Genomic DNA, 22,000 nt, shown 5'->3' with positions numbered 1-22,000 from the left:
GTCGGAACCGACGCGCTCGACGCGAACGTTTCCGGGTCGGTCCAGATCGCCGTGTGCGCGGACTGCGGGAGTCGGCACTTTCCCGAAGGTGCCCTCGAAGCGCTAAATTCCGAACGTCGCCCGGAGCATGTCCCGGGTTCCGGGACCCAGGCCGACCGCGAGCACCGTGATCAGTAGCATGACCGTGTAGCGCGGACTGTCCTCGAACACGTTCTCGTCAAATATCCAGACGACGAGGACGATAGCCACGAGTTTGACGAGCAGGAACGGCCACGCCGTGCCGGTGTAGTGTGTGATGCTCGCCGGCAAGACTGCGCCCGTCACGTTGACGATAGCCTCGTTGACCGGATGTTTCGGCCCGAGGTCGCCGTAGTGGACGCCGAGTTCCGCTGCCCAGTCGAGACCGACGACGTTGGCCACGCCGTCGATCGCATGCCCCCAGATGAGGACGAGTCCGATGAGCCCCGTCCCGCGGTTGACCTCGGGTGCGAACCGGTCGATGGCGACCCAGGTCAACCCCGCGGCGAGCGTGGCTCCGACGAGAACGACAGCGAGCACCTGTGGATGGAAGTAGACATACTCCGCCGTGCCGGCGAGATAGCCGAGATAGCCGACACAGGAGAGCAGCGCGGCCGTTCCGATGCCGGCGAGCGGATACTCGAACCCATCGACGTACCCCCGGCTGTCGAGCTGGACCGCGACTACGACCGCAGCCAGCGTAAAGAAAAACATCGTGAAGTAGATCAGGGGGCTGATGAGCAGCGTGTTGAGCGGGTAACTGATCGGTTGGTCCACGCCGGCGCGGATCGCCGCAACGTTTGCGTCCTCGACGACGCGGAGTGCCCCGCCGAACAGCATGAACGGGAACAGCGCGTAGAAGCCCGTTCGGTACCGCTGGATGTCGAGTCTCCGGAGCAGGAACATGACTCCCACGAGAGCGACCAGCAGGACGACGACGTATCCGACCTCGGACACGAGGGTGTATCCGGGTTCCGCGACCGGCCCGATATCCGCCAGGCGGTCCGGGTTGTTTTGGAGGGACGCGCACTCGCTGCTATCGAGCAACCGCTGCTGGCCGTCCGCCCAGGCGACGCAACTCGCACCCTCGGAGTCCGCGTACACCGGCCCCCAGAAGTAGTGCCAGATGAACTCGACGTAAACGGTCCGGTGAAAGAGGACCGACCCGAGACCGAAGACGGCGACGATGCTTGCGACAAGCGCCGCCCACGCTCGCTCGGGGTCGACCTTGTCTAGAACCTCGTCCATAGCGGGAAAAACGCGACTCACACGGTATCACGTTTCCGGTCTTTCGCTGCCAGTGAGGGTTACCCGCCGTCCGGGAGGGTTCGAGCGGCCGAAAGCAGTGCGTCGTGTATCCGTCCGTTGGAGGCGACGAGGCCCTCGTCACCCGGCGACCAGCGGTCGCCAGCCACGTTCGTTACAGTGCCCCCTGCCTTGCGGACCATGTGAGCGCCGGCGACGGTGTCCCACGGCGGCGGGGACAGGTTGGTGATCGTACCGTCGAGTTCCCCTGCGGCGATCATCGACAGCGTCAACTGCGCTGACCCGACCCGCCGCAGGTCGTCGAACTCGGTGACTATCGCCCGCGTCGCCGCGGCGAACTCGTCGCGGCGCTTTCGGGTCCAGAGCATCAGCGGCGCGACCAGTGCGCGCTCCGGGTCGGTCACGTCGCTTACCGTGACGGCCTCTCCGTTTCTGCGGGTCCCGTTCGGGCCGCCGACGTACGTGTCTCCGAGCGCTGGAAACGCGTTTGCGCTCGCCGCGGTCCCCGACGCTGTCGCCGTCGCGACGCTCGTTCCCCAGGCCCGCGTGCCGCGGACGAAGTTCTTGGTCCCGTCTATCGGGTCGACGACCCACGCCGGTTCGCCCTCCGGGAGCGATTTCGGCGTGTCGCCCTCCTCGCCGACGACCGGTTCGTCGGGATACTCCTCCCGGATCACCGCTATCACCCGTCGTTGTGCGTCTCTGTCTATCCGGGTGACGGGTTCGGCGTCGGCTTTGGTTTCGACGTCGACATCGGTGCGGAACGCATCGAGAGCGACTGTCGCGCCGGCGGCAGCGGCCCGTTCGACGAGTTCAGCACGTGATCCAGCGGCCATACCCTCGCCATAGACGCCGGCAGGGAAAATACTCCCGGCGATCATACTGTCGGATGGTGGCCCATGAAGCATTTCGACAGATCAGGTGTCGAATGACTTCACGACGTTCCGTCCGACAGTATCAGCGCTCTTCGAGGATCTCCGAGATAGCCGTCGCGACTTCCTCGTACTGTTGCAGCGTGAGGCTATCTGTGGTCGCGAACACGCCCTCTCGGTCCGTGGCCACGCGGACGAGATAGCCGTTTTCGAACGCGCGGACCGTGAACTTGTATTCGCCGAGTTCGGAACCGGAGTAGGCGTTCTGCGTGTTTTTGAAGTCCTGCCACTCGTGGCCGATAAAGTCCATCAGGTCGGCGTCCTGTTCCAGGTCGCCGCGGAGGTACAGTTGCTCGAAGTCGTCGCGGGTGAAGTACGTGACAGAACGGAGGCTGTCTCCGATAGCGGTGCGACAGAGCGTGGCGATCTGATCGGCTGACTCCGGTGCGAGGAGGTCGTTTTCCATGGTCCGACACATGACGATCCATCGTTAAAACGATACTGTCCACCGACCGGCGGTAGAAAGCGTTTAGTCGACGCGGTGCGCCCACCGTCACGTGCGAATCGAGAACAGTTTCATCCCGGTCCGCGGCGTCGGCGAAACGACAGAGCGGCGACTCTGGCGCGACGGCATCACCCGCTGGGAGGAGTTCGACCCGTCGGCAGTCGGTCCCAAAACCGGCGACCGCGTCGAGTCGTTCGTCGCTACCGCCTGGGAGCATCTCGACGACGGTAACGCGGAGTTCTTCGCAGAACAGTTCCCGCAGGGATCGCACTGGCGACTCCACGAGAACTTCCGGTCCGAAACCTGTTACTTCGACATCGAGACGACGGGGCTGAGCCCCGACCACAACGAGGTAACGACGGTGAGTTTCCATCAGGACGGCGAGACCACGACACTCGTCCGCGGCGAGGACCTCACCGCGGACCGCATCGCGGAACAGTTCGCCGACGCGTCGCTCGTGGCGACGTTCAACGGGAAGCGTTTCGACGTCCCGTTTCTCGAATCGTCGTTCGACGTGTCCGTCGACTGTCCGCACGTCGACCTCATGTACCCCTGCAAGCAACTCGGCCTGACCGGGGGGCTGAAAGCCATCGAACGGGACATCGGACTGGAACGTGACCGACCGGACATCTCAGGCGAGGACGCGGTCCGCCTCTGGCGCGAGTACGAGGCGGGTGACGACGACGCGCTCGACACCCTCATCTCGTACAACCGCGAAGACACGGCGAATCTCGCGACGCTGATGGAGACGGTAACTGACCGCCTCCACGAGGACGTGTTCGCCTGCGAGTGTCCGGAGTGAGTCGGCGTTCGTCGTTCGACCGAGTACAGACTCGGCGGTATCTGATTTCGTGAGAAGTTGCGAGGGAAGATCGCCCCGAAGGGACGGTCTTCCGCATCTTGCGATGCGAGGGATGCGATTTGAACGCATGGACCGCGAGAAGACGGTCGCGCTCGCTTTCCTCGCGCGCTGCGACTTCTCTGCCTCGACTCGCTTCGCTCGTCGAGACCCTACGGGAGCGGATCTCGAGTCCGCCGCTATACTACAGTCCCGACTCCTGAGATAGTGGTGTGAGAAGTTGCGAGGGAAGATCGCCCCGAAGGGACGGTCTTCCGCATCTTGCGATGCGAGGGATGCGATTTGAACGCATGGACCCCTACGGGAGCGGATCTTGAGTCCGCCGCCGTTTCCAGGCTTGGCTACCCTCGCACGCGACTGCTGTGTGTCTGTTTGCGGTTTCGCGGAACCGTACTGTAGGGTCAGTACTCGTCGGTTTATAGTTTGCACGAAACGCGTTTCTTTCGGCGAGTTCCGAACGCCACCGATCAGTCGTCCGAAACGATGTCGTGTAGGCCGGCGAGCGAATCGATCTCGTACGTCGGTGCGCTCGACACCGCGCCGTCGCGATGCGGGCGGTGGAGGTAGGCGGAATCGATGCCGGCGTTTCTCGCGGCTTCGATGTCGCTTTCGCTGTCCCCGACGAACAGAGCGGTGTCCGCGCCCAGATCAGCCATGGCCTGCTCGACGTAGTACGGGTTCGGTTTCTTGCGGCGGATGCTCTCGACGGTCGGGTCGCGGCCGTAGTACGTCTCGAAGCGGTCCGTGAGATCGAAGTGGTCCAGGACGAACTCGATGGTCTCGTGCTGGTTCGAACTGACGATGCCGAAATCGTGGTCGAGGTCGGCGAGCGCGGAGACGTCGTCGTACAGCGTCTTCTCTCCGTCTCGGACTGCCGCCTGCTGAGCGGCGGAGGCGACCCGGTCCCGAACAGCCCAGAACTCGTCCGGGTCGAGACCGTGTTCCGTACAGATGTCCTCGTACCAATCGACGGTGACGTTGATGGCGAGACCGTCGACGTGGCGGTCCGGCGGCGATTCGACGCCAGCCTCGACGAACGCGTCGCGGGCGGCCGACTGGAGGAGGTCGATCTCGGGCGGCGTCGTGATCACGCCGTCGTGGTCGAAGATGATAGCGTCGTAATACATCTACGGGTTACTGCTGGTCTGCTTCCGAATACCTTCAGGTTACTGATCGATACCCAACTCTCGGCCAATGTACTGCAGAACCAGCTACCACGCATTTGCAGTCCCTAGTTGCGGCGACGGTCGTCGGTCTTACGAGGAACGAGCGGCGTCCGAGTAAACGAGCACTTCCCCGTCTGCACCGACGGTGATCTCGTGTCCGCTGTACGAGAACGTCACTTCTCCGCTCAGTTGATTCCCCGTCGACGGAGCGAACACCCGGTCCAGCGCCTCCGGGTCAACCACCTCGTACAACGGCGGCGCCACGTCTACTGGTTCGATACCTTCTGCTTCGGCGACGGCGTCGATTACTTTCTCACTTACGCCTCCGCTATCGCGGGGTGTCGGAGGTGCATCCATTAGTACATCGTACCCGATACGCCGGTTAAAGCCTGTCGGGGATGAAACATTTTCCAGCAACGTCCGGGCGTTCTCCGCGTCTAACCATCTGAATAGTTGTTTTTCGTCATCTTTCCACGAACATAATTCCTCACTCATCCGTGACATGCTCGCCGAACTCGTCGAACGGCTGGGTGAGTTCGCGTTTCAGTATCTCTGTTCGGATGACTGAGACGCCGACCTCTCGCAGTCGCTCTATCGTTCGGACGATGTCTTCCTGGTTGGCTCCGAGCAGTTCTAGCGAGAGGTTCTGCTCGTCAGTCAGTAGCTCCCGAGCCTCGATAACCCCTCGGACATCGAGGGTGTCTTCGACCGGGTTCACGTCCGCTTCCGGCTGGACAGACCCGATCACGAGTAGGTGATGGTCGTACTCCGTCCGCGCGTAGTCGATGTCCGGCTGATAGCTTCGGATTATCCCCCGCTGTTCGAGTTTTCGGATGCGGTTTGCAACGGTACTCGAAGCGATATTCAACCTCTCCCCGATCGACTTCGTCGTCACGTTGCGAGCGTCCTCCTGTAGCAAGAAGAGGATCCCCTCGTCGACGGAGTCGAGTTCCGGATGCGCCATGTTTCCACGTAGCGACGAGGACCCTCATAGACTCTTTTCCGGACGAACTGTCCTGACGGAACCCGGAGTTGACGGGCGGGCGACGGAGTTACCAGCCTTCGGAGCGATCGCTCGACCATGGACGAACACACGCGGGACTCGTCCGTCGCCCCGCCGACCGGAACGCCGACCGGATGGCGACCGGACGACGACCTCTGGGAGCACGCCACGCTCCGCCGGGCGACGGTTCACGGCGTCCGCCTCTACAACGCGGGCGAATTCCACGAGTCGCACGACTGCTTCGAGGACGAGTGGTACAACTACGGCCGCGGCTCAACCGAGAGCAAGTTCCTCCACGGGATGGTCCAGGTAGCTGCAGGTGCCTACAAACACTTCGACTTCGAGGACAACGACGGGATGCGTTCGCTGTTCGACACCGCACTCCAGTACTTCTACGACGTTCCGAACGACTTCTACGGCGTCGACCTACTGGACGTGCGCACGACGCTTTCGAACGCGCTGGACGATCCGACGGTGTTGCACGGCTGGCAGATAGCGCTCGACGGGGAGCGACCGTCCGCCCGCGAGGCGGATTTCGCCTACGCCGACTCTCTGGACGAGTGAATCTCAAGCCACTTCACCGAGGAGGCCCTGGGACACGCTAATGCGAGTCGAACAGGTTGGCGACGGGACGCCGGAGATAGCGGTCGTCGCCGGGATTCACGGTGACGAACCGTGCGGCGTGCGTGCCGTCGAGCGGTTGCTCGACGAACCGCTCACCGTCGACCGCCCGGTGAAGTTCATCGTGGCGAACGAGGAGGCGCTCGACCGCGGGGAGCGGTTCGTCGACACTGACCTCAACCGCGCGTTTCCGGGGGAGTCCACCGCCGACGAACACGAGCGTCGGCTAGCGGCGGCGATCACGGCGGAGATAGCGGACTGCCTGACTCTGGCGCTGCATTCGACGCAGTCCTACGCGGAGCCGTTCGCCGTCGTCAACGGGATCGACGACACCGCCCGCGATATCTGCCCGCAACTGTCGGTCGCCGCCGTCGTCGAGACGAGCGAGTATATCGAGGGGCGTATCTTCGCCGCGGGTCGGGCTATCGAGATAGAGGCCGGACTCCAGGGGTCGGACCAGGCCGAGGAGAACGCGCTCCGGATAATCCGGGAGTTCCTCACGGCGACCGGCGTGCTCCCGGGCGACACGATGCGGCGCGACGTACCGGCGTACAAACTGCTCCGGCCGATAGACAAGGAACAGGCGGAGTCGTACGAGGTGTTCGCCGAGAACTTCAAACGCGTCGACGCCGGCGAACCGTTCGCCGCGGCCGACGGGGAGGAACTCACTGCCGAGGACGACTTCTACCCCGTGTTGCTGTCGCCGTACGGCTACGCGAACGTCTTCGGCTACGCGGCAGAGAAAATAGACACCTTATAAAAGAAAGCCCTCACGAACACCTTGGCAGGTGTTCGCTCGCCCTTTCAATGTCCTCCACGACGCCTTCGGCTCCGCCTCAGGCGTCAGTCCAGGCCCGCCAGTTTGCGCGAGTCGCGGCGATCGCCGCGACACGCTTCGAGTACCTGCTCCCCCGTGCGCTCGACATGAACGCCGAGCGCGGCCCGTCGGTTGGTTCGTGTATGCTTATTCCTCGGACTCAAACTCGACGAGCGTCAGATCCCGGTCCAGCGCGCACGTATCGTGCGGCGGGTCGCCGACGACCTCCTGAATCTGGCGTTCCTCTTCCTCGTCCGCGCCGTCGGCGACGCAGAACTCGTGACTCGGGCATTCGACGTGCGGACAGGGGCCTGCGAGGCTGGCCTTGCTCCCCGCGTATGCGTTTCTGGAGGGGACGTTCGCCCGGACGGACGCGGGTTCGACTTCGACGGCGCGGACGCCGCCGTCGTGGAGGGCACAGTCGAGCGTCTGTGCGTTCTCGCGGACGCCGTCGACGCGGTATTTGACGCCCTCGGAGAGGTTGAGACACTGGTCGCGGTACGGACATCCCTCGCACCCGGAGGCTTCCCCATGGTAGACGAACTCCTCGCCTTCGTTCGCGAGGCGCGCGCCGATGAGCGTGACCTGGGACATGGATTCCCGTTGTTGTCCGCGAAGGTTAAGTCTCTCGTCCGGTTATACTGCCGGACGGAGGCCCATGACGAATTTGGACACACTGGGGTGTCGAATGTCGTCACGACGGTCCGTCCGACAGTATTAGCTCGTCGAGACGTTCGAAGTAGTCTTCGCGGGGGACCTGATACATCTCGCGGTAGTTTATCTCGCCGTTTGCGAACGACCGTGCGATGTCGAGTGCACCCGATACAGCGGCGTCTCTCGTCCCGTACGACGTTCCGCCGTCGTCGACATCGGGTTCGAGATACAGCGTGACGTACCAGTCCGCCCCCGGTGCGGGCGAGGCCCCGGGCCGGCGGGACTCCCGGCGGCCCTTCGTCAGATACAGCGTCGGGAGACAGGCCGCGGGAAACGCGTCCGAATCGAACACGTCGGGGCGATAGGCGAGGATTACCCGGCCGTCCGGTTCTTCGTTCCAGACGACCCATCCCTCGGGCGTATCGATATCGGTCATAGTGGACAGTACACCCCCGGTGCCTAAGGCCTTCTCGGACCTATACGACACTAACGGACGTATCCGTCAGCTATAGTAGCCACTGAAAGCCGATGCACACCTGAGCACGTCTGCTGTGCAATCAGTGTGTGAACCGTTTCAGTAGCTACCGTATTTCGCGGGGATATCCCTGCGAAATCCGCCGCAGATGGATGTCCGTCAGTACACCCACTAGGAAGATAGTGAACGGCCTCGAACCGCACCACCGACTCGCACACAGACAGTCGACAGGGTTACTGAGACCGCCGGGTATCACCGTGGGCTATATAAAACCCGCTCGTTATGAGGGCCGGAAACGATGAACGGTCCGCATCACTCCGCCGTGTTCCGGAATCTTAATATGTAGAATTATACCTGTAAATATGTTTTGGGTATACACTTAAGTGTCTTGGATACTTTTAGATTAAACACTATCGGTGGCCGCCTGCCGCCGGTCCCGCTCTCGCGCTCCGACCCGGTTTCAGACGCAAGCGTTTTCGAACGCTCCCATGGAAGATTCCCGTCGTCGCGCGCGCGAGCGTGGTAATCGACCACACATGTCACGCCACAACGGAAGTACGGTCGGTCCGTCGCGTCGTCCGGTCGGCGAAGTCGGTAGTGTGACCGCGGAGACGTCGAGTGGTCGGTTCGGTGGGCACGCCCCGACACCGCGGGTTCGGCCCCGCGCTCTCCCCTCGTTGGTGACGACGACCTGTCGTACTGTGGATCTACGGGGGTCGCCCCCGATCGAAACGGGGTGGGCAACTAACCGTCCGTGATACAATGACAGGAGACATCGACACACTCGAGGCGTTGAGCGAGGAATACCAGGCATCGGTCCCGGAGGACCTGCGAGCGACGAAGTCGTTCGACTGGTACCTCGAAGAGTTGTACGGCGACCCGAAGATAGCCCGCAACGCGCATCAGCGCGTCGCGGACATGTTCGACTACTACGGCACGGAGTACGACGAGGAGGCCGGAGTCGTCGAATACAAGATGGTGTCGGAGGACCCGGTCAACGACGGCGAGAACACCTTTTACGGCCGAGTCATCCATCAGGCGATCCACGAATTCGTCAACAAAGTGAAGTCGTCGGCCCGCGGATTGGGGCCGGAACGACGAATCAAACTCCTGCTCGGTCCGGTCGGCTCCGGTAAGTCCGCCTTCGACCAGCAGATCCGGCAGTATTACGAGGAATACACCATGCGGGACGAGGGTCGGATGTACACGTTCCGCTGGACGAACCTCTGTGACGTCGTCGACGACCAGGACCCGTCCGACGACACGGTCCGGTCGCCGATGAACCAGGACCCGATCGTGTTGATCCCGCAAGAGCAACGCGAGTCGATCATCGACGACCTGAACGAGCGTCTGGACGCCCCCTACACCATCCGCAACGAGCAATCGCTCGATCCGGAGTCGGAGTTCTACATGGACAGACTGCTCGCGTACTACGACGACGACCTCCAGCAGGTGCTTTCGAACCACATCGAGATCGTCCGGTTCGTCGCCGACGAGAACAAGCGCCAGGGGTTAGAAACGTTCGAACCGAAAGACAAGAAAAACCAGGACGAGACCGAACTCACGGGCGACGTTAACTACTCGAAGATCGCCGTCTACGGCGAGTCCGACCCGCGAGCGTTCGACTACTCGGGCGCGTTCTGTAACGCGAACCGCGGTATCTTCTCCGGCGAGGAACTGCTCAAACTCCAGCGGGAGTTCCTCTACGACTTCCTGCACGCGACGCAGGAACAGACGATCAAGCCGAAGAACAACCCGCGGATCGACATCGACCAGGTGATCGTCGGCCGCACGAACATGCCCGAGTACAAGGACAAGAAAGGCGACGAGAAGATGGAGGCGTTCAACGACAGGACGAAGCGGATCGACTTCCCGTACGTCCTCTCCTACGAACAGGAGGCCGACATCTACCGGAAGATGCTGTCGAACGCCGACGTTCCCGACATCAACGTCGAGCCTCACACCCTGGAGATGGCCGGTCTGTTCGGCGTCCTCACGCGCATCGAGGAGCCTGACACCGAAACCGTCGACCTGCTCCAGAAGACCAAGGCGTACAACGGAGAGGTCGACGAGGGCGACGACATCGACGTGAAGAAGTTACAGGAGGAAGGCGAAGCCAAGGCCGACATCGGCGAAGGGATGGAGGGCGTCTCGCCCCGGTTCATCGGAGACGAGATATCCGAGGCGATCATGGACTCGAAACACCGCGACAGGGGGTTTCTCTCCCCGTTGACGGTGTTTAACTTCTTCGAGGAGAACCTCGAACACCACGGGTCGATCCCGGAGGACAACTTCGAGACGTACTACCGCTACCTCGAAACCGTCCGCGAGGAGTACAAAGAGCGGGCGATAGAGGACGTCCGCCACGCGCTGGCGTACGACATCGACGAGATCCAGCGGCAAGGCGAGAAGTACATGGACCACGTGATGGCGTACATCGACGACAAGACCGTCGAGGACGAACTCACGGGCCGCGAGCAAGAGCCCGACGAGACGTTCCTGCGGTCGGTCGAGGAGAAACTCGACGTTCCGGAGGACCGCAAGGACGACTTCCGGCAGGAGGTATCGAACTGGGTCTCCCGCCGCGCCCGCGAGGGCGAAGCGTTCAACCCGCAGGACAACGAGCGCCTGCGCCGCGCGCTCGAGCGGAAGCTGTGGGAGGACAAGAAACACAACATCAACTTCTCGGCGCTGGTCTCCAGCAACGAGTTCGACGACGACGAGCGCAACCAGTGGATCGACGCCCTGATCGAGCAGGGTTACTCCGAAGCGGGCGCTCGCGAAGTGCTGGAGTTCGCCGGCGCTGAGGTGGCAAAAGCCGAGATGGAGGACTGATGAACCACGGCGACGAGTTCGTCAGCGAGGCCGACCGCGCGCTCGAAGAGACCTACGAGGAGCCGAAGAGCCTGGCGGAGTACGTCGACGAAGTGTTCGAAACGCCGCGGATAGCCTCGCACGCGAGCAAGTACCTCCTCGAAGCCATCGAGGCGGCGGGTACGCGAACCGTCGTTGAGGAGGGCGAGGAGAAAGAGCGGTACCGCTTTTTCGACGATCCGCACAACGACGGCGAACACGCCGTCCTCGGGAACACGGAGGTGTTGAACGCGTTCGTCGACGACCTCCGCTCCATCGCGGCCGGTCGGGGCAAAGACGAGAAGATAGTCTGGTTCGACGGGCCGACGGCGACGGGCAAATCCGAACTCAAGCGCTGCCTGATAAACGGGCTGCGCGAGTACTCGAAGACGCCCGAAGGACGGCGCTACACCGTCGAGTGGAACGTCGCCACGGCGGACGACACCCGTGGCCTCTCGTACGGCGAGGAGTCGCCCGTCGACGAGGACCAGTGGTACGAGAGCCCCGTTCAGGCCCACCCCTTCTCCGTGTTTCCGGCCGAGGTTCGCGAGGGGCTCCTCGCCGAGTTGAACGCGGACAACGACGACCACATCGACCTGCAGGTCGACGAACGCCTTGACCCGTTCTCCCGCGAGGCGTACGAGTATCTCGAAAAGCAGTACCGCCGACGCGGCGCGTCAGACCTGTTCTCGACGGTGACCGACGACGCCCACCTGCGCGTGAAAAACTACGTCGTGGACGTTGGGCAGGGTATCGGCGTCCTCCACTCCGAGGACGAGGGGCAACCGAAGGAGCGACTAGTCGGCACCTGGATGCGGGGCATGCTCCAGGAGCTCGACTCGCGCGGTCGGAAGAACCCACAGGCGTTCTCCTACGACGGCGTCCTCTCGCAGGGTAACGGCCTGCTGACGGTCGTCGAGGACGCGGCTCAGCACGCCGACCTCCTCCAGAAGCTGCTGAACGTGCCGGACGAGGGGACGGTCAAACTCGACAAGGGGATCGGGATGGACATCGACACGCAGCTAGTCATCATCTCTAACCCCGACCTCGAAGCGAAACTCAACCAGCACGCCGAGAAAAACGGGATGGACCCGCTGAAAGCGCTCAAGCGCCGCCTCGACAAACACGAGTTCACGTATCTCACGAACCGGAGCCTGGAGACAGAACTCATCCGGCGCGAGTTGACCAACGAGACGGCGGTGTGGGACGGCGACGACGACGCGGTCGAGGAGAAGGTCGCGGAACCGCTGACCATCGAGATCAAGGGGTCCGACGGAACCGTCCGCGAACGGGAACTCGCCCCGCACACGGTCGAAGCGGCGTCGCTGTACAGCGTCGTCACGCGCCTCGACGACGAGGACCTGCCCGCCGGTCTCGACCTCGTGGACAAGGCGCTGCTGTTCGACCGGGGCTACCTTCAGGACGGCGACGAGCGTCTCGAGAAAGACGACTTCGAGTTCGCCGACGACGGCGGGGCGAACGGCGAACACGGCATCCCGGTGACGTACACCCGCGACACCATCGCGGACCTCCTCCACGAGCGGCCGGACCGCCACCATCCCGAACTGAACGTCGAGGACGTGATCATGCCGCGGGACGTGCTGAACGCGATGGCCGAACGGCTGACTGACGCGCCGGTGTTCTCGCCTGGCGAGCGCACGGAGTTCGAGAACCGCGTCGTCCCCGTGAAAAACCACGTGTTTCAGAAACAGGAAGACGACGTCATCGACGCGATGATGCGCGACCGGCGGGTCGACGAGGAGACCGTCGCCGAGTACGTCGACCACGTGTACGCCTGGGCGACCGACGAGACGCTGGAGAACGAACGCGGCGAACGCGTCGACCCGGACCCGCTGAAGATGAAGGTGTTCGAGACCGAGCATCTGGGCCGGTTCTCTCCGGAGAGCTACGACGGCAACGAGCCGTCGCCCGCCGTCAGGCAGTTCCGGACCGAGAAGGTGATCACCGCGTTGAACCGCCACGCCTGGGAGCGCCGCGACGAGGATTTCTCGGTCGGAGACGGCGACGGTTCGGACTCCTCGACCGCCGAGACGCCGTCGCACAACGTCGACCTGACGGAGATTCCAGTGATCAAGAGCGTCCTCGAATCCCACGACTGGGACGATGTCGCCCGGATATTCGAGGACTTCGACCCGCGGCAGTGGGACGACCCGCCGAGCGGCACCGAGACGGCCGCGGTCAAAGCGGAGACTATCGAGAACATGGTCGAGATGTTCGACTACAGCGAGGCGTCGGCCGAACTGACGAGTCGGCACGTCATGGGACAGGTGAGTTACAAATGGGACTGAAAGACGACCTCGAACGGTTCTACGAGGTAGGCGAACAGCGCCGCGAGGACCTCTCCGACTTCATCCAGTACGGCGACCTGGGACAGAGCCTGCCGAACGAGGTTCGCGTCCCGATCAAGATAGTCGACCTCCCCGAGTTCCAGTACGACCAGCGGGACCAGGGCGGGGTCGGTCAGGGCGACGCCGACGTGGGTGACCCGGTCGGCGAGCCCCAACCTCAACCCGGCGACGGAGACGAGGAGGGCGAGCCGGGCGACGAGAGCGGCGAGCACGAGTACTACGAGATGGATCCCGAGAAGTTCGCGGAGGAACTCGACGAGGAACTCGGGCTCGAATTGGACCCGAAAGGAAAGAGCGTCATCGAGGAAAAGGAGGGGCCGTTCAAGGACCTCACGAAGTCCGGCCCCGACAGCACGCTCGACTTCGAGCGGATGTTCAAGAAGGGGCTCAAGCGGAAGCTCGCGATGGATTTCGACGAGGAGTTCCTCACCGAAGTGCTGAAAGTCGACGGCGTCTCCCCGGACCGGGCGTTTGAGTGGGCACGCGGCGAGTCCATCCCCGTCTCGAAGGCGTGGCTGACCGAGACCTACTCCGACATCCCCGAGAACGAACGCGGCGAGTGGGAGAGCATCGAGCAGGTCGAGGAGAACGTCGAGCGAGAGACCGTCCAACAGCAGATCCGCCGCGAGGGGATCGGCCACGTTCCGTTCCGACGGGAGGACGAGCGCTATCGTCATCCCGAGATCATCGAGGAAAAGGAGAAAAACGTCGTCGTCGTCAACATCCGCGACGTGAGCGGTTCGATGCGGGAGAAAAAGCGCGAACTGGTCGAGCGGACGTTCACGCCGCTCGACTGGTATCTCCAGGGCAAGTACGACAACGCCGAGTTCGTCTACATCGCTCACGACGCCGAGGCCTGGGAGGTCGAACGCGACGAGTTCTTCGGCATTCGCTCTGGCGGCGGCACGAAGATATCGTCGGCATACGAACTGGCCGACGAGTTGCTGCAGGAGTTCCCCTGGAGCGACTGGAACCGCTACGTGTTCGCCGCGGGCGACAGCGAGAACTCGTCGAACGACACCGAGGAGGGGGTCATCCCGTTGATGGAGCAGATCCCGGCGAACCTCCACGCCTACGTGGAGACGCAACCGAGCGGCAATGCCATTAACGCCACCCACGCTGAGGAGGTCGAACGCCACTTCGGCGAGGACAGCGACGATGTCGCCGTGACGTACGTCACCGGTCCTGAGGACGTGACCGACGCGATCTACGACATCCTGAGCACGGAGGACGAATCATGACCAACGAACCGACCACCGTTACGGAGGAACGATGAGCTTCGACCGCTACGAGGCTCGGCGGATCGCCGCCGAGTTACAGGGCCCGGTCGACGACGCCAACGAACTGGCCGAGCGACTCGGTCTGGAGCCCTACCCGGTGAACTACTGGATCGTCGACTACGACGAGATGAACGAGCTCATCGCCTACGACGGCTTCCAGCGGCGGTATCCGCACTGGCGGTGGGGGATGAAGTACGACAAGCAACAAAAGCAGGGCCGCTACGGCGGCGGCAAGGCGTTCGAGATCGTCAACAACGACAACCCATCGCACGCCTTCCTGCAGGAGTCGAATGACCTGGCCGACCAGAAGGCGGTCATCACCCACGTCGAAGCTCACGCCGACTTCTTCGCCAACAACGAGTGGTTCGGCATGTTCGCCGACGACCTGGACGCGGCGGCGATGCTCGAACGCCACGCCCGGAACATCAGCGAGTACATGCAAGACCCCGACATCGACCGCGCGGAGGTCGAGCGCTGGATCGACAACCTGCTCTCGCTGGAGGACAACATCGACCAGCATCAGGTGTTCGACCCACGGGGGACGCTCGGGGACGACATCGAGGGCGATACGGACGACAAACTGAGCGAACAGCTCGACGAACTCGACGTCTCCGACGAAGTGCGCGAGGAGGTGTTCAGCGACGAGTGGCTCGAACGCCAGAACGAGGACGAGGACGGCGTCTCGTTCCCCGACGTGCCGGAGAAAGACGTGCTCGCGTTCCTCCGAAAGCACGGCAAGCAGTACGACGGCGAGGCGGAGAAAGCCGCCGAGATGGAGCCCTGGCAGCGCGACGTACTCGACATGCTCCGGGCGGAGGCGTACTACTTCGCCGCACAGAAGATGACGAAGGTGATGAACGAGGGGTGGGCCGCGTACTGGGAGTCGATGATGATGGGCGAGGAGGCGTTCGCGACCGCCGATGAGTTCATCAGCTACGCCGACCACCAGGCCAGAGTTCTCGGGTCGCCGGGGCTCAACCCGTACAAGCTCGGCAAGGAGCTGTGGGAGTACATCGAGAACACGACGAACCGGCGGGAAGTCGTCGAGAAACTCCTGCGAGTCGACGGAATTACTTGGCGTAACTTCACCGACACCGTCGACTTCGAGCGAGTGCTATCGGCGTTGGAACCGCCGGAAGCGCTGGACCGTCTCTCCTCGGACACGCTGGACGAAGTGGCCGAACTGCCGGACGAATTCGTCGACCGCGAGGCCCTGGAGAACGCTCGCGACGGCGAGATAGATGTCGACCGCTACCCCTGGAAGGTCCTGACCTACGAGGGACTGGCGCGTCGGCATTACTCGCTCGTCAAGCCACAGTACCGCGGATTCCTGGCCAGTGTCGGCCAGAGCGACCTCGAACGCATCGGCCGATACATGTTCGACGACGCGGTGTACGACGACGTGGAGGCCGCGCTCGACGACATCGACTTCACCCGCGGCTGGGACCGGATGCGCGAGATCCGCGAATCCCACAACGACGTGACGTTCCTCGACGAGTTCCTCACCCAGGAGTTCGTCGACGAGAACGAGTACTTCACGTACGAGTACTCGCAGGCCGCCGGACAGAACCGCGTCGCCAGCACGGAGTACGAGGACGTGAAAAAGAAACTGCTGCTCCAGTTCACTAACTTCGGCAAGCCGACTATCGGCGTCTACGACGGCAACTACAACAACCGGAACGAACTGCTGTTAGGTCATCACTACAACGGCGTCATGCTCGACATCCAGCAGGCCAAGCGGACGCTGGAACGCGTCTTCGAACTGTGGGGCCGCCCCGTCAACCTCATGACCATTGTCAAGGAGGTCGACGAACACGACATCGAGGTCGCGAAGCGCCGCGACAAGGAACCGGACCCCGAAGAACGAGGGAAACTGATCCGCTACGACGGGGAAGAACACACTATCGAGGACCTCTCGTGGGAGGAAGTCGAAGATATCGCCGCATCCGACGTGGATTACGACACCAAACCCGACGAATGGCTCGCCTGAGGCTTCTGTACGGATCTGTTCTCGACGTAATTTTCGGATAGAATATAGTTATACTTATACGACGGGTCCGTCTCGGTACTCGTTGATGACCGCGTCATCGAACAGGATAGAGATCACCGAGTGGCGGCCTCCCGACGGAGGTGTCCCGTCGTGACCGGTCGTCGCGATTTCCTCCGGAAAGCCGCTATCGCCGGCGTCGGGACGGCGGCGGGCGTGTTTGCCCTCCCGTCAACGCCGGAAGCCAGCGACGCCCTGATGTCGGATGAGCGGTCCCCCTCCGCGAACGCGACCGATCAGTCGCTCTCGGTAACGGCCGAGGATACATCGCCGTACGCGCTGTGGCAGTACAAGAAACGGGACGACGGCTACGCGCCGACGAGTCCGATAAACGCCGTTTTCCCCCTCTCAGAGACGGAGCGGGGATTAGACGACGTGATGGACGTCCTGTTTGACGCCGGTTGGTACTCGCTTCCGGTCGAATACGTCCGATACGCGTGGAACCGCAAACGGGAGACGTACGAACACCAGCAGGCAACCGCCGCCGAGACGTTTTACGGGACCGTCGGCCGGCGACACGTGCGGTGCTGGGAACTGGAAGGGGCCGTATCGATGCAAGCACACGAAGATACGGCGGCGACGCCGAACCACGGCATCGAATCGTACCGACAGGCCCAGCGCCGTATCGAACAGTTGTTCGACGAGGCGGGATGGACCGTCGACGAATCTCAACGGTTCGCAAACGAGAAATCGCCCGACCACGACGGTCACGTGACCGTGATCCGGCCGTGAACTACCACCGGTTCTCGCTCCCGGCGCAACCGCTCGGTACGCACCTTCTCGGGGACACCCGACTGCGAACGCTCGTCGGGATCGGCTATCTGGTTGTTCTCACCGCGGTTGTGGTCGCGAGTACCGTTTCCACCCGAACGACGGTGGCCGGTGCCCCCATCGCCACGCTGTCGCCGGTATTCGACACCCTCTTCTGGGCGCTCATAATCCTCGTCGTACTGTCGACGTTCGTGGTGCCTATCGTGTACGCGCTGTTCAACGGCGGTCCCGTCATCGCCTTTCTCATCGCCGTCGCGCCCGAACTCGTCGTCTACGTCACGACTGGAACGCTCCATCTCACCCCCGACTTCACGCTCGGACTCGTGTTCGGAGCGTTCGCGGCTGTCCTCGCGGTGTACGTCAGCGCGTATCGGTCGTACGGGTCCCTGTCACCGGGGTCTCACGCGGACTTAGACGACGCGTTACTGTTCTCGACGGCGGTTGCCGTCGTGGGGACGGTCGCCCTCGTGCGTCTGTACGTCGAGGGCCCGTCGTCGATGGCGGCCCGGACGGAACCGTACGGTGTCGTCGTCGTTCCGACCGTCGCAATGGTCGCGTACGGCTGGATGATGCGGCTTCGCGCCGAGTAACGACGTTTTTTCCCGGTCGTCGCCGTCGCATCGATTATGACCGAGCGACTGTCCGTCGACACCGGCGAACGACTGACCACCGTCGACGTGACCGACCGCGTCGCCGCGGCCGTCCCCGACGGCGCGAGCGGCGTCTGTACCGCGTTCGTCCGCCACACGACTGCCGCGCTGGTCGTTCAGGAGAACGAGTCCCGCCTCCGGGGCGATATCGAAGGGTACCTCGCCGACCTCGTGCCCGACGAGGGACACGCACACGACCGCATAGACGACAATGCGGATTCGCACCTGCGGGCGACGGTTCTCGGCCCGGACGTCAGCGTCCCAGTCACGGACGGCGACCTCGAACTGGGAACCTGGCAGTCGATACTCCTCGTCGAGTGCGACGGCCCGCGGTCGCGGGAGGTAGCTGTTACGGTGACCGACTGACGGCGTCGTGGCGGTAGCTAACTGACAGCGTCGGGGAAGGGTCTGGCGAGCGCCCGGAGAAGTTCGAGTGCGTGTCCGTCAACGTCGACCTTCAGATGGTCCGGGGGCGGCACCTCACCGTCGACGACTATCCCGTCGAGGCCGGTCGCAGCGAGGTTCCCGATGAAAGGATTTTCACCGGGAGGCGAGTTGTAATTTCCCCGGTCGATGACCGACCATAGACAGAAGTGTGTGACTCGGTAAACCACCACAAGTATTACGGCGATACCCTCTGAAAAGTTAAATATGAGCAACGATGCAACAGGCAACGCACTCGTCGACTGGTACAGCGACAACGTCGCCAGACCGCACACGTCCGACGAGGCGTACGGCTACTGGGCGTTCGTCGTCGGGTCAGTGCTCGGCGTCCTCGGTTTCGTCCTCTTTCTCCTGAGTACAACGGCGACGAAGGGGACCTCTATCTTCTGGACGTACCGGTCGCTGTCGTTCTCGGTCGGCGCGCTGGCGCTGCCGGTACTGATGTACGGGTTCGTCGTCGTGTTGCCGTTGCGCGAACGGGCTACGAAGGTCGCGTATCTGGGCTTGGCGGTCAGCCTCTTATCGGTGGTCGCCTTCCTCTGGGCGTACCCCGATAGTTGGAACGTGAACACGAGCGATCTCAGCCCGATCATCCTTTCGGTGTACGCGCTGGGAATCGGCATCGAAGTGGTCGCCGCCTTCCTGTTCCCCGCGGTCTCCAACGAAGCGCCGGTAGAACCCGCGACGGGACCCGGCGTCGTCGAAGCGGCGACCGACGACACCGGTTCCGGAGAGAGTTCCGCCGACGCGAGTAAGGCGACGTTTGAACTCTATCAGGACCGGAAGAGCGAGTGGCGCTGGCGGCTCCGACACGACAACGGGAACGTCGTCGCCGACGGCGGTGAAGGGTACACGGACGAACGTAACGCGAAGAAAGGCATCGAGAGCGTACGAAAGAACGCCCCCGGTGCGGCTGTCGACCGCCGCGAGACGCCGCCGGCGGACGCCGCACCGGCGGCAGACGGCGAAGACGACCCCTCGACCGCCGCCGAACCGGCCGAGGACCCCGCCGAGTCGCTGCCAGAACCGGACGATGAACCCTCGGACGGCGCAACCGTAGAAGTGTACGAGGACCGCGGCGGTAACTGGCGCTGGCGGCTCCGACACGACAACGGAAACGTCATCGCGGATGGCGGCGAGGGGTACTCCTCGCGGCGCGCTCTGGAGGACGCGGTCGACCGACTGACGAACCGGGTCGCCGACGCGGACACGCTGGAACACGACCCCGCGGCGTTCGAGATCTACCGCGACAACGCGGACGAATGGCGCTGGCGGCTCCGGCATCGTAACGGCCGCATCATCGCGGACGGCGGCGAGGGGTACGCCTCCCGACGCAACGCCGTCGAAGCCGTCGACCGCGTCCGCGACCGCGTCGAGGACGGACCCGAGATGTACGAGGACGCCGCCGGCCGCTACCGCTGGCGTCTGGTCGCGGACAACGGCGAGATCATCGCCGACAGTAGCCAGGGGTACGCTTCAGAGTCGGGAGCCCAGGACGGCTTCGAGCGCGTCCGCCGATACGCGCCCGAGGCGGACACGCTACAGTTCGACCCCCTCGGCTTCGAGGTGTACGAGGACGCCGCCGGCGAGTACCGCTGGCGGCTTCGCCACCGCAACGGAAACATCGTCGCCGACGGCGGCGAGGGGTACACGTCGAAACAGAACGCGAAGAAGGGGATCGCCGCGGTGCAACGAACCGCGCCCGGGGCGGCCGTCGTCGAACGGTAACGGCAGCAGTTCCGTTTCGTCGCCTTTCGTCCAGGTGAGTACAGCGTCGCGGCAGCCGTCAGGAGATCAGTTGCGCGCCTTCCTCCGAGAGTTCGACAGTGACGTCCTGACGCGTCTGCTCGCTGATCTGGTCGAGGTTTCGCGTAAGAACGTCCAGAATATCTTCGGGTTCTGGGTACACCAGCATGTTCTGGTCGTCGTCCTCCATCGTCAACTGGGTGTCGGACAGGGCGATCTGGTCGTTTTCGATGCTGGCTACGACGGCCGGCAGGGTCTCCTCGCCGCCGGGGTCACCCTCCGCGACTCTGGTGATGTACAGCGAGTCGAGACCGATGAGGTCCTTGTACTCCCGGATCTGCTCTGCGCAGTTCACCATGTCCCGCGTGATCGCAGTTTTCTCCGGGTTGCCGTGCGTCCCCTCGTAACACTGCTTGCAGATCCGCAGTTCCATTCGCATATCCGGGTTTCCGACGGCGACAGTATTAACTGTCGGCTGTAATACCGACGGACGTGAATCTGTTCGGCCCACGTCACGCGGCTTCAGACCTACTGGACACGTATCCAACCTCCGGAAGTGAAATCCCGGCGCACCGGCCGCAGTCAGGTCCGCAGTTGTTACAAGTTCTTCCGGCGATAGTGGACCGTATGACAGAGTTCGAGAGCGACGAAGAGCGCGTGGAGTGCCTCCGGGAGATCGCTGACGACGTCCGCGGCGGCAGTTCCGAGAGCGAACAGATCGCCGCTATCCTCTACCGCGTCAGCGATCTCTACGACACGGACGAGGAGACGACCCCGAAAGACATCTACCTGAACGTCCGGAACATCCTGAACGTGAAAGAAAGCGGCGGCCTCGAACGGTAGCGACCCGACCGCGCGAACGGTTAGCGCGACGACGGCGGAGAACAGCCACCGCGGTCGTTTTTACGCTGGATGCGCTTTGCCCACGTGTGGACGCACACCAACAGGACACCTCGAACCCGTTCGGCATGGACGAGGACTGCGAGAACTGTCCCGCCCTCTGCGAGACGCGCACGCAGATAGTACACGGGTACGGGGACGTCGGCGCGGACTTCGTTTTCGTCGGCGAGCGTCCCGGCCCAGGTGCGGACGAGACCGGCGTTCCGTTCACCGGCGACGAACGGGCCGAGGCGTTCCTCTCTATCCTCCGCCGTCTCGGCCTCTGTGGGTCGCCGGCGGACAGCGACGAACCCGAGCTAGCGAACGCCTTTCTCACGCTGCTGACGCGCTGTCGCGACCCGGAACGCCCGCCGACTGACGAGGAAGTCGTCACGTGTGAACCGTATCTCAACGCCGAGATCCGAATGATAAATCCCGAGATCCTCGTCCCGGTCGGCGAACGGGCGTTACGCGAGCTAGCGACGGAATACACGACGACCCCGGCGGACGAGTTCGACGTCGTAGACGACCACGCAACGACGGTTCGCGGTCGCGGGTTCGAACTGGTGCCGATGGTCGACCCCGCGGACCAGACCGAAGAACAGACGCAGACGTTCGTCGAGCGCTTCTCGGAACTGATGGCGAGCGATTACCGCCAGACGAAGGGCCGGCGGAGTCGGTAGGCCCGATAGGACAGACCCTCAC

At 63.2% G+C, this 22,000-nt stretch carries 22 protein-coding genes and 1 tRNA gene; 13 read left to right on the top strand and 10 right to left on the bottom strand.

The features are described from left to right. Nucleotides 1-102 precede the first annotated feature (102 nt). The 3 genes from EYW42_RS07205 to EYW42_RS07195 form a co-directional block, all read right to left on the bottom strand. Complete coding sequence (locus tag EYW42_RS07205) at nt 103-1,266, bottom strand: DUF63 family protein (RefSeq protein WP_135534572.1); 1,164 nt, start codon at nt 1,264-1,266, stop codon at nt 103-105. Nucleotides 1,267-1,325: 59 nt separating this feature from the next. Continuing rightward, the gene (locus EYW42_RS07200; RefSeq protein WP_135534571.1) at nt 1,326-2,120 is read right to left on the bottom strand and encodes an inositol monophosphatase family protein; all 795 of its coding nucleotides are present in this window, start codon (nt 2,118-2,120) and stop codon (nt 1,326-1,328) included. Between the two features lie 121 nt (nt 2,121-2,241). Beyond that, entirely contained in the window at nt 2,242-2,622 is a 381-nt protein-coding gene (locus EYW42_RS07195) for a DUF7522 family protein (protein WP_135534570.1), read from the bottom strand. 91 nt (nt 2,623-2,713) lie between these two features. On the opposite strand from EYW42_RS07195, the gene EYW42_RS07190 reads away from it, so the two are divergent. After that, complete coding sequence (locus EYW42_RS07190; RefSeq protein ID WP_135534569.1) at nt 2,714-3,463, top strand: ribonuclease H-like domain-containing protein; 750 nt, start codon at nt 2,714-2,716, stop codon at nt 3,461-3,463. 324 nt (nt 3,464-3,787) lie between these two features. Here EYW42_RS07190 and EYW42_RS07185 read toward each other — a convergent pair. From EYW42_RS07185 to EYW42_RS07170, 4 genes are all read right to left on the bottom strand, one after another. After that, nucleotides 3,788-3,871: transfer RNA gene (locus tag EYW42_RS07185), tRNA-Leu, on the bottom strand. Nucleotides 3,872-3,987: 116 nt separating this feature from the next. Beyond that, nucleotides 3,988-4,647, bottom strand: coding sequence for an HAD family hydrolase (locus tag EYW42_RS07180; RefSeq protein ID WP_135534568.1), 660 nt, complete (start codon nt 4,645-4,647; stop codon nt 3,988-3,990). Between the two features lie 129 nt (nt 4,648-4,776). Then, entirely contained in the window at nt 4,777-5,043 is a 267-nt protein-coding gene (locus EYW42_RS07175) for a HalOD1 output domain-containing protein (RefSeq protein WP_135534567.1), read from the bottom strand. Between the two features lie 130 nt (nt 5,044-5,173). Beyond that, entirely contained in the window at nt 5,174-5,650 is a 477-nt protein-coding gene (locus EYW42_RS07170) for an Lrp/AsnC family transcriptional regulator (RefSeq protein ID WP_135534566.1), read from the bottom strand. A gap of 117 nt (nt 5,651-5,767) precedes the next feature. On the opposite strand from EYW42_RS07170, the gene EYW42_RS07165 reads away from it, so the two are divergent. Both EYW42_RS07165 and EYW42_RS07160 read left to right on the top strand, forming a co-directional pair. Further along, nucleotides 5,768-6,253 (top strand): DUF309 domain-containing protein, encoded by a 486-nt coding sequence (locus EYW42_RS07165; RefSeq protein ID WP_135534565.1) that lies wholly within the window; start codon nt 5,768-5,770, stop codon nt 6,251-6,253. 40 nt (nt 6,254-6,293) lie between these two features. Continuing rightward, complete coding sequence (locus EYW42_RS07160; protein ID WP_135534564.1) at nt 6,294-7,070, top strand: succinylglutamate desuccinylase/aspartoacylase domain-containing protein; 777 nt, start codon at nt 6,294-6,296, stop codon at nt 7,068-7,070. A gap of 204 nt (nt 7,071-7,274) precedes the next feature. Here EYW42_RS07160 and EYW42_RS07155 read toward each other — a convergent pair whose 3' ends face one another. Beyond that, the gene (locus EYW42_RS07155) at nt 7,275-7,721 is read right to left on the bottom strand and encodes a UPF0179 family protein (RefSeq protein WP_135534563.1); all 447 of its coding nucleotides are present in this window, start codon (nt 7,719-7,721) and stop codon (nt 7,275-7,277) included. Between the two features lie 100 nt (nt 7,722-7,821). Beyond that, complete coding sequence (locus EYW42_RS07150) at nt 7,822-8,217, bottom strand: DUF5820 family protein (RefSeq protein ID WP_135534562.1); 396 nt, start codon at nt 8,215-8,217, stop codon at nt 7,822-7,824. An 801-nt stretch (nt 8,218-9,018) separates the two neighbouring features. On the opposite strand from EYW42_RS07150, the gene EYW42_RS07145 reads away from it, so the two are divergent. From EYW42_RS07145 to EYW42_RS07110, 8 genes are all read left to right on the top strand, one after another. Then, nucleotides 9,019-11,091, top strand: coding sequence for a PrkA family serine protein kinase (locus EYW42_RS07145; protein ID WP_135534561.1), 2,073 nt, complete (start codon nt 9,019-9,021; stop codon nt 11,089-11,091). Further along, entirely contained in the window at nt 11,091-13,418 is a 2,328-nt protein-coding gene (locus EYW42_RS07140) for a PrkA family serine protein kinase (protein ID WP_135534560.1), read from the top strand. The genes EYW42_RS07145 and EYW42_RS07140 overlap by 1 nt, the downstream gene beginning before the upstream one ends. Next, nucleotides 13,409-14,719, top strand: a complete 1,311-nt coding sequence (locus tag EYW42_RS07135) for a YeaH/YhbH family protein (RefSeq protein ID WP_135534559.1) — start codon at nt 13,409-13,411, stop codon at nt 14,717-14,719. Before EYW42_RS07140 ends, EYW42_RS07135 begins: the two co-directional genes overlap by 10 nt. Before the next feature lie 31 nt (nt 14,720-14,750). Further along, the gene (locus EYW42_RS07130) at nt 14,751-16,748 is read left to right on the top strand and encodes a SpoVR family protein (RefSeq protein WP_135534558.1); all 1,998 of its coding nucleotides are present in this window, start codon (nt 14,751-14,753) and stop codon (nt 16,746-16,748) included. A 150-nt stretch (nt 16,749-16,898) separates the two neighbouring features. Further along, complete coding sequence (locus EYW42_RS07125; protein WP_135534557.1) at nt 16,899-17,537, top strand: twin-arginine translocation signal domain-containing protein; 639 nt, start codon at nt 16,899-16,901, stop codon at nt 17,535-17,537. Then, nucleotides 17,534-18,166: a hypothetical protein gene (locus tag EYW42_RS07120; protein WP_135534556.1), complete on the top strand. Its 633-nt coding sequence runs from the start codon at nt 17,534-17,536 to the stop codon at nt 18,164-18,166. Before EYW42_RS07125 ends, EYW42_RS07120 begins: the two co-directional genes overlap by 4 nt. Nucleotides 18,167-18,202: 36 nt before the next feature. Further along, a complete protein-coding gene (locus EYW42_RS07115; protein WP_135534555.1) occupies nt 18,203-18,592 on the top strand; it encodes a secondary thiamine-phosphate synthase enzyme YjbQ in 390 nt (129 codons plus the stop codon). Nucleotides 18,593-18,877: 285 nt separating this feature from the next. Next, nucleotides 18,878-20,398 carry an HVO_2922 family protein gene (locus tag EYW42_RS07110; RefSeq protein ID WP_135534554.1) on the top strand — a complete coding sequence of 507 codons (1,521 nt, stop codon included), beginning with the start codon at nt 18,878-18,880 and terminating at the stop codon, nt 20,396-20,398. Nucleotides 20,399-20,456: 58 nt separating this feature from the next. Here EYW42_RS07110 and EYW42_RS07105 read toward each other — a convergent pair whose 3' ends face one another. Then, the gene (locus tag EYW42_RS07105) at nt 20,457-20,855 is read right to left on the bottom strand and encodes a hypothetical protein (RefSeq protein ID WP_135534553.1); all 399 of its coding nucleotides are present in this window, start codon (nt 20,853-20,855) and stop codon (nt 20,457-20,459) included. 188 nt (nt 20,856-21,043) lie between these two features. On the opposite strand from EYW42_RS07105, the gene EYW42_RS07100 reads away from it, so the two are divergent. Both EYW42_RS07100 and EYW42_RS07095 read left to right on the top strand, forming a co-directional pair. Further along, the gene (locus EYW42_RS07100) at nt 21,044-21,259 is read left to right on the top strand and encodes a hypothetical protein (RefSeq protein WP_135534552.1); all 216 of its coding nucleotides are present in this window, start codon (nt 21,044-21,046) and stop codon (nt 21,257-21,259) included. Between the two features lie 86 nt (nt 21,260-21,345). Then, a complete protein-coding gene (locus EYW42_RS07095; RefSeq protein ID WP_135534551.1) occupies nt 21,346-21,978 on the top strand; it encodes a uracil-DNA glycosylase in 633 nt (210 codons plus the stop codon). Nucleotides 21,979-22,000 lie beyond the last annotated feature (22 nt).

Source organism: Halostella pelagica, assembly GCF_004762015.1.
Lineage (GTDB): Archaea > Halobacteriota > Halobacteria > Halobacteriales > Natronoarchaeaceae > Halostella > Halostella pelagica.
The sequence above is the reverse complement of the archived record's forward strand: the minus strand, read 5'-3'. Positions and strand labels throughout refer to the sequence as shown.

Excerpts from the sequence above, each read along its gene's own strand:
- EYW42_RS07180 (WP_135534568.1), bottom strand. The coding sequence starts at position 4,647 with ATGTATTACGACGCTATCATCTTCGACCACGACGGCGTGATCACGACG.
- EYW42_RS07150 (WP_135534562.1), bottom strand. The coding sequence starts at position 8,217 with ATGACCGATATCGATACGCCCGAGGGATGGGTCGTCTGGAACGAAGAA.
- EYW42_RS07105 (WP_135534553.1), bottom strand. The coding sequence starts at position 20,855 with ATGCGAATGGAACTGCGGATCTGCAAGCAGTGTTACGAGGGGACGCAC.
- EYW42_RS07195 (WP_135534570.1), bottom strand. The coding sequence starts at position 2,622 with ATGGAAAACGACCTCCTCGCACCGGAGTCAGCCGATCAGATCGCCACG.
- EYW42_RS07135 (WP_135534559.1), top strand. The coding sequence starts at position 13,409 with ATGGGACTGAAAGACGACCTCGAACGGTTCTACGAGGTAGGCGAACAG.
- EYW42_RS07110 (WP_135534554.1), top strand. The coding sequence starts at position 18,878 with ATGAGCAACGATGCAACAGGCAACGCACTCGTCGACTGGTACAGCGAC.
- EYW42_RS07155 (WP_135534563.1), bottom strand. The coding sequence starts at position 7,721 with ATGTCCCAGGTCACGCTCATCGGCGCGCGCCTCGCGAACGAAGGCGAG.
- EYW42_RS07200 (WP_135534571.1), bottom strand. The coding sequence starts at position 2,120 with ATGGCCGCTGGATCACGTGCTGAACTCGTCGAACGGGCCGCTGCCGCC.
- EYW42_RS07160 (WP_135534564.1), top strand. The coding sequence starts at position 6,294 with ATGCGAGTCGAACAGGTTGGCGACGGGACGCCGGAGATAGCGGTCGTC.
- EYW42_RS07145 (WP_135534561.1), top strand. The coding sequence starts at position 9,019 with ATGACAGGAGACATCGACACACTCGAGGCGTTGAGCGAGGAATACCAG.
- EYW42_RS07140 (WP_135534560.1), top strand. The coding sequence starts at position 11,091 with ATGAACCACGGCGACGAGTTCGTCAGCGAGGCCGACCGCGCGCTCGAA.
- EYW42_RS07100 (WP_135534552.1), top strand. The coding sequence starts at position 21,044 with ATGACAGAGTTCGAGAGCGACGAAGAGCGCGTGGAGTGCCTCCGGGAG.
- EYW42_RS07165 (WP_135534565.1), top strand. The coding sequence starts at position 5,768 with ATGGACGAACACACGCGGGACTCGTCCGTCGCCCCGCCGACCGGAACG.
- EYW42_RS07205 (WP_135534572.1), bottom strand. The coding sequence starts at position 1,266 with ATGGACGAGGTTCTAGACAAGGTCGACCCCGAGCGAGCGTGGGCGGCG.
- EYW42_RS07130 (WP_135534558.1), top strand. The coding sequence starts at position 14,751 with ATGAGCTTCGACCGCTACGAGGCTCGGCGGATCGCCGCCGAGTTACAG.
- EYW42_RS07115 (WP_135534555.1), top strand. The coding sequence starts at position 18,203 with ATGACCGAGCGACTGTCCGTCGACACCGGCGAACGACTGACCACCGTC.
- EYW42_RS07175 (WP_135534567.1), bottom strand. The coding sequence starts at position 5,043 with ATGGATGCACCTCCGACACCCCGCGATAGCGGAGGCGTAAGTGAGAAA.
- EYW42_RS07170 (WP_135534566.1), bottom strand. The coding sequence starts at position 5,650 with ATGGCGCATCCGGAACTCGACTCCGTCGACGAGGGGATCCTCTTCTTG.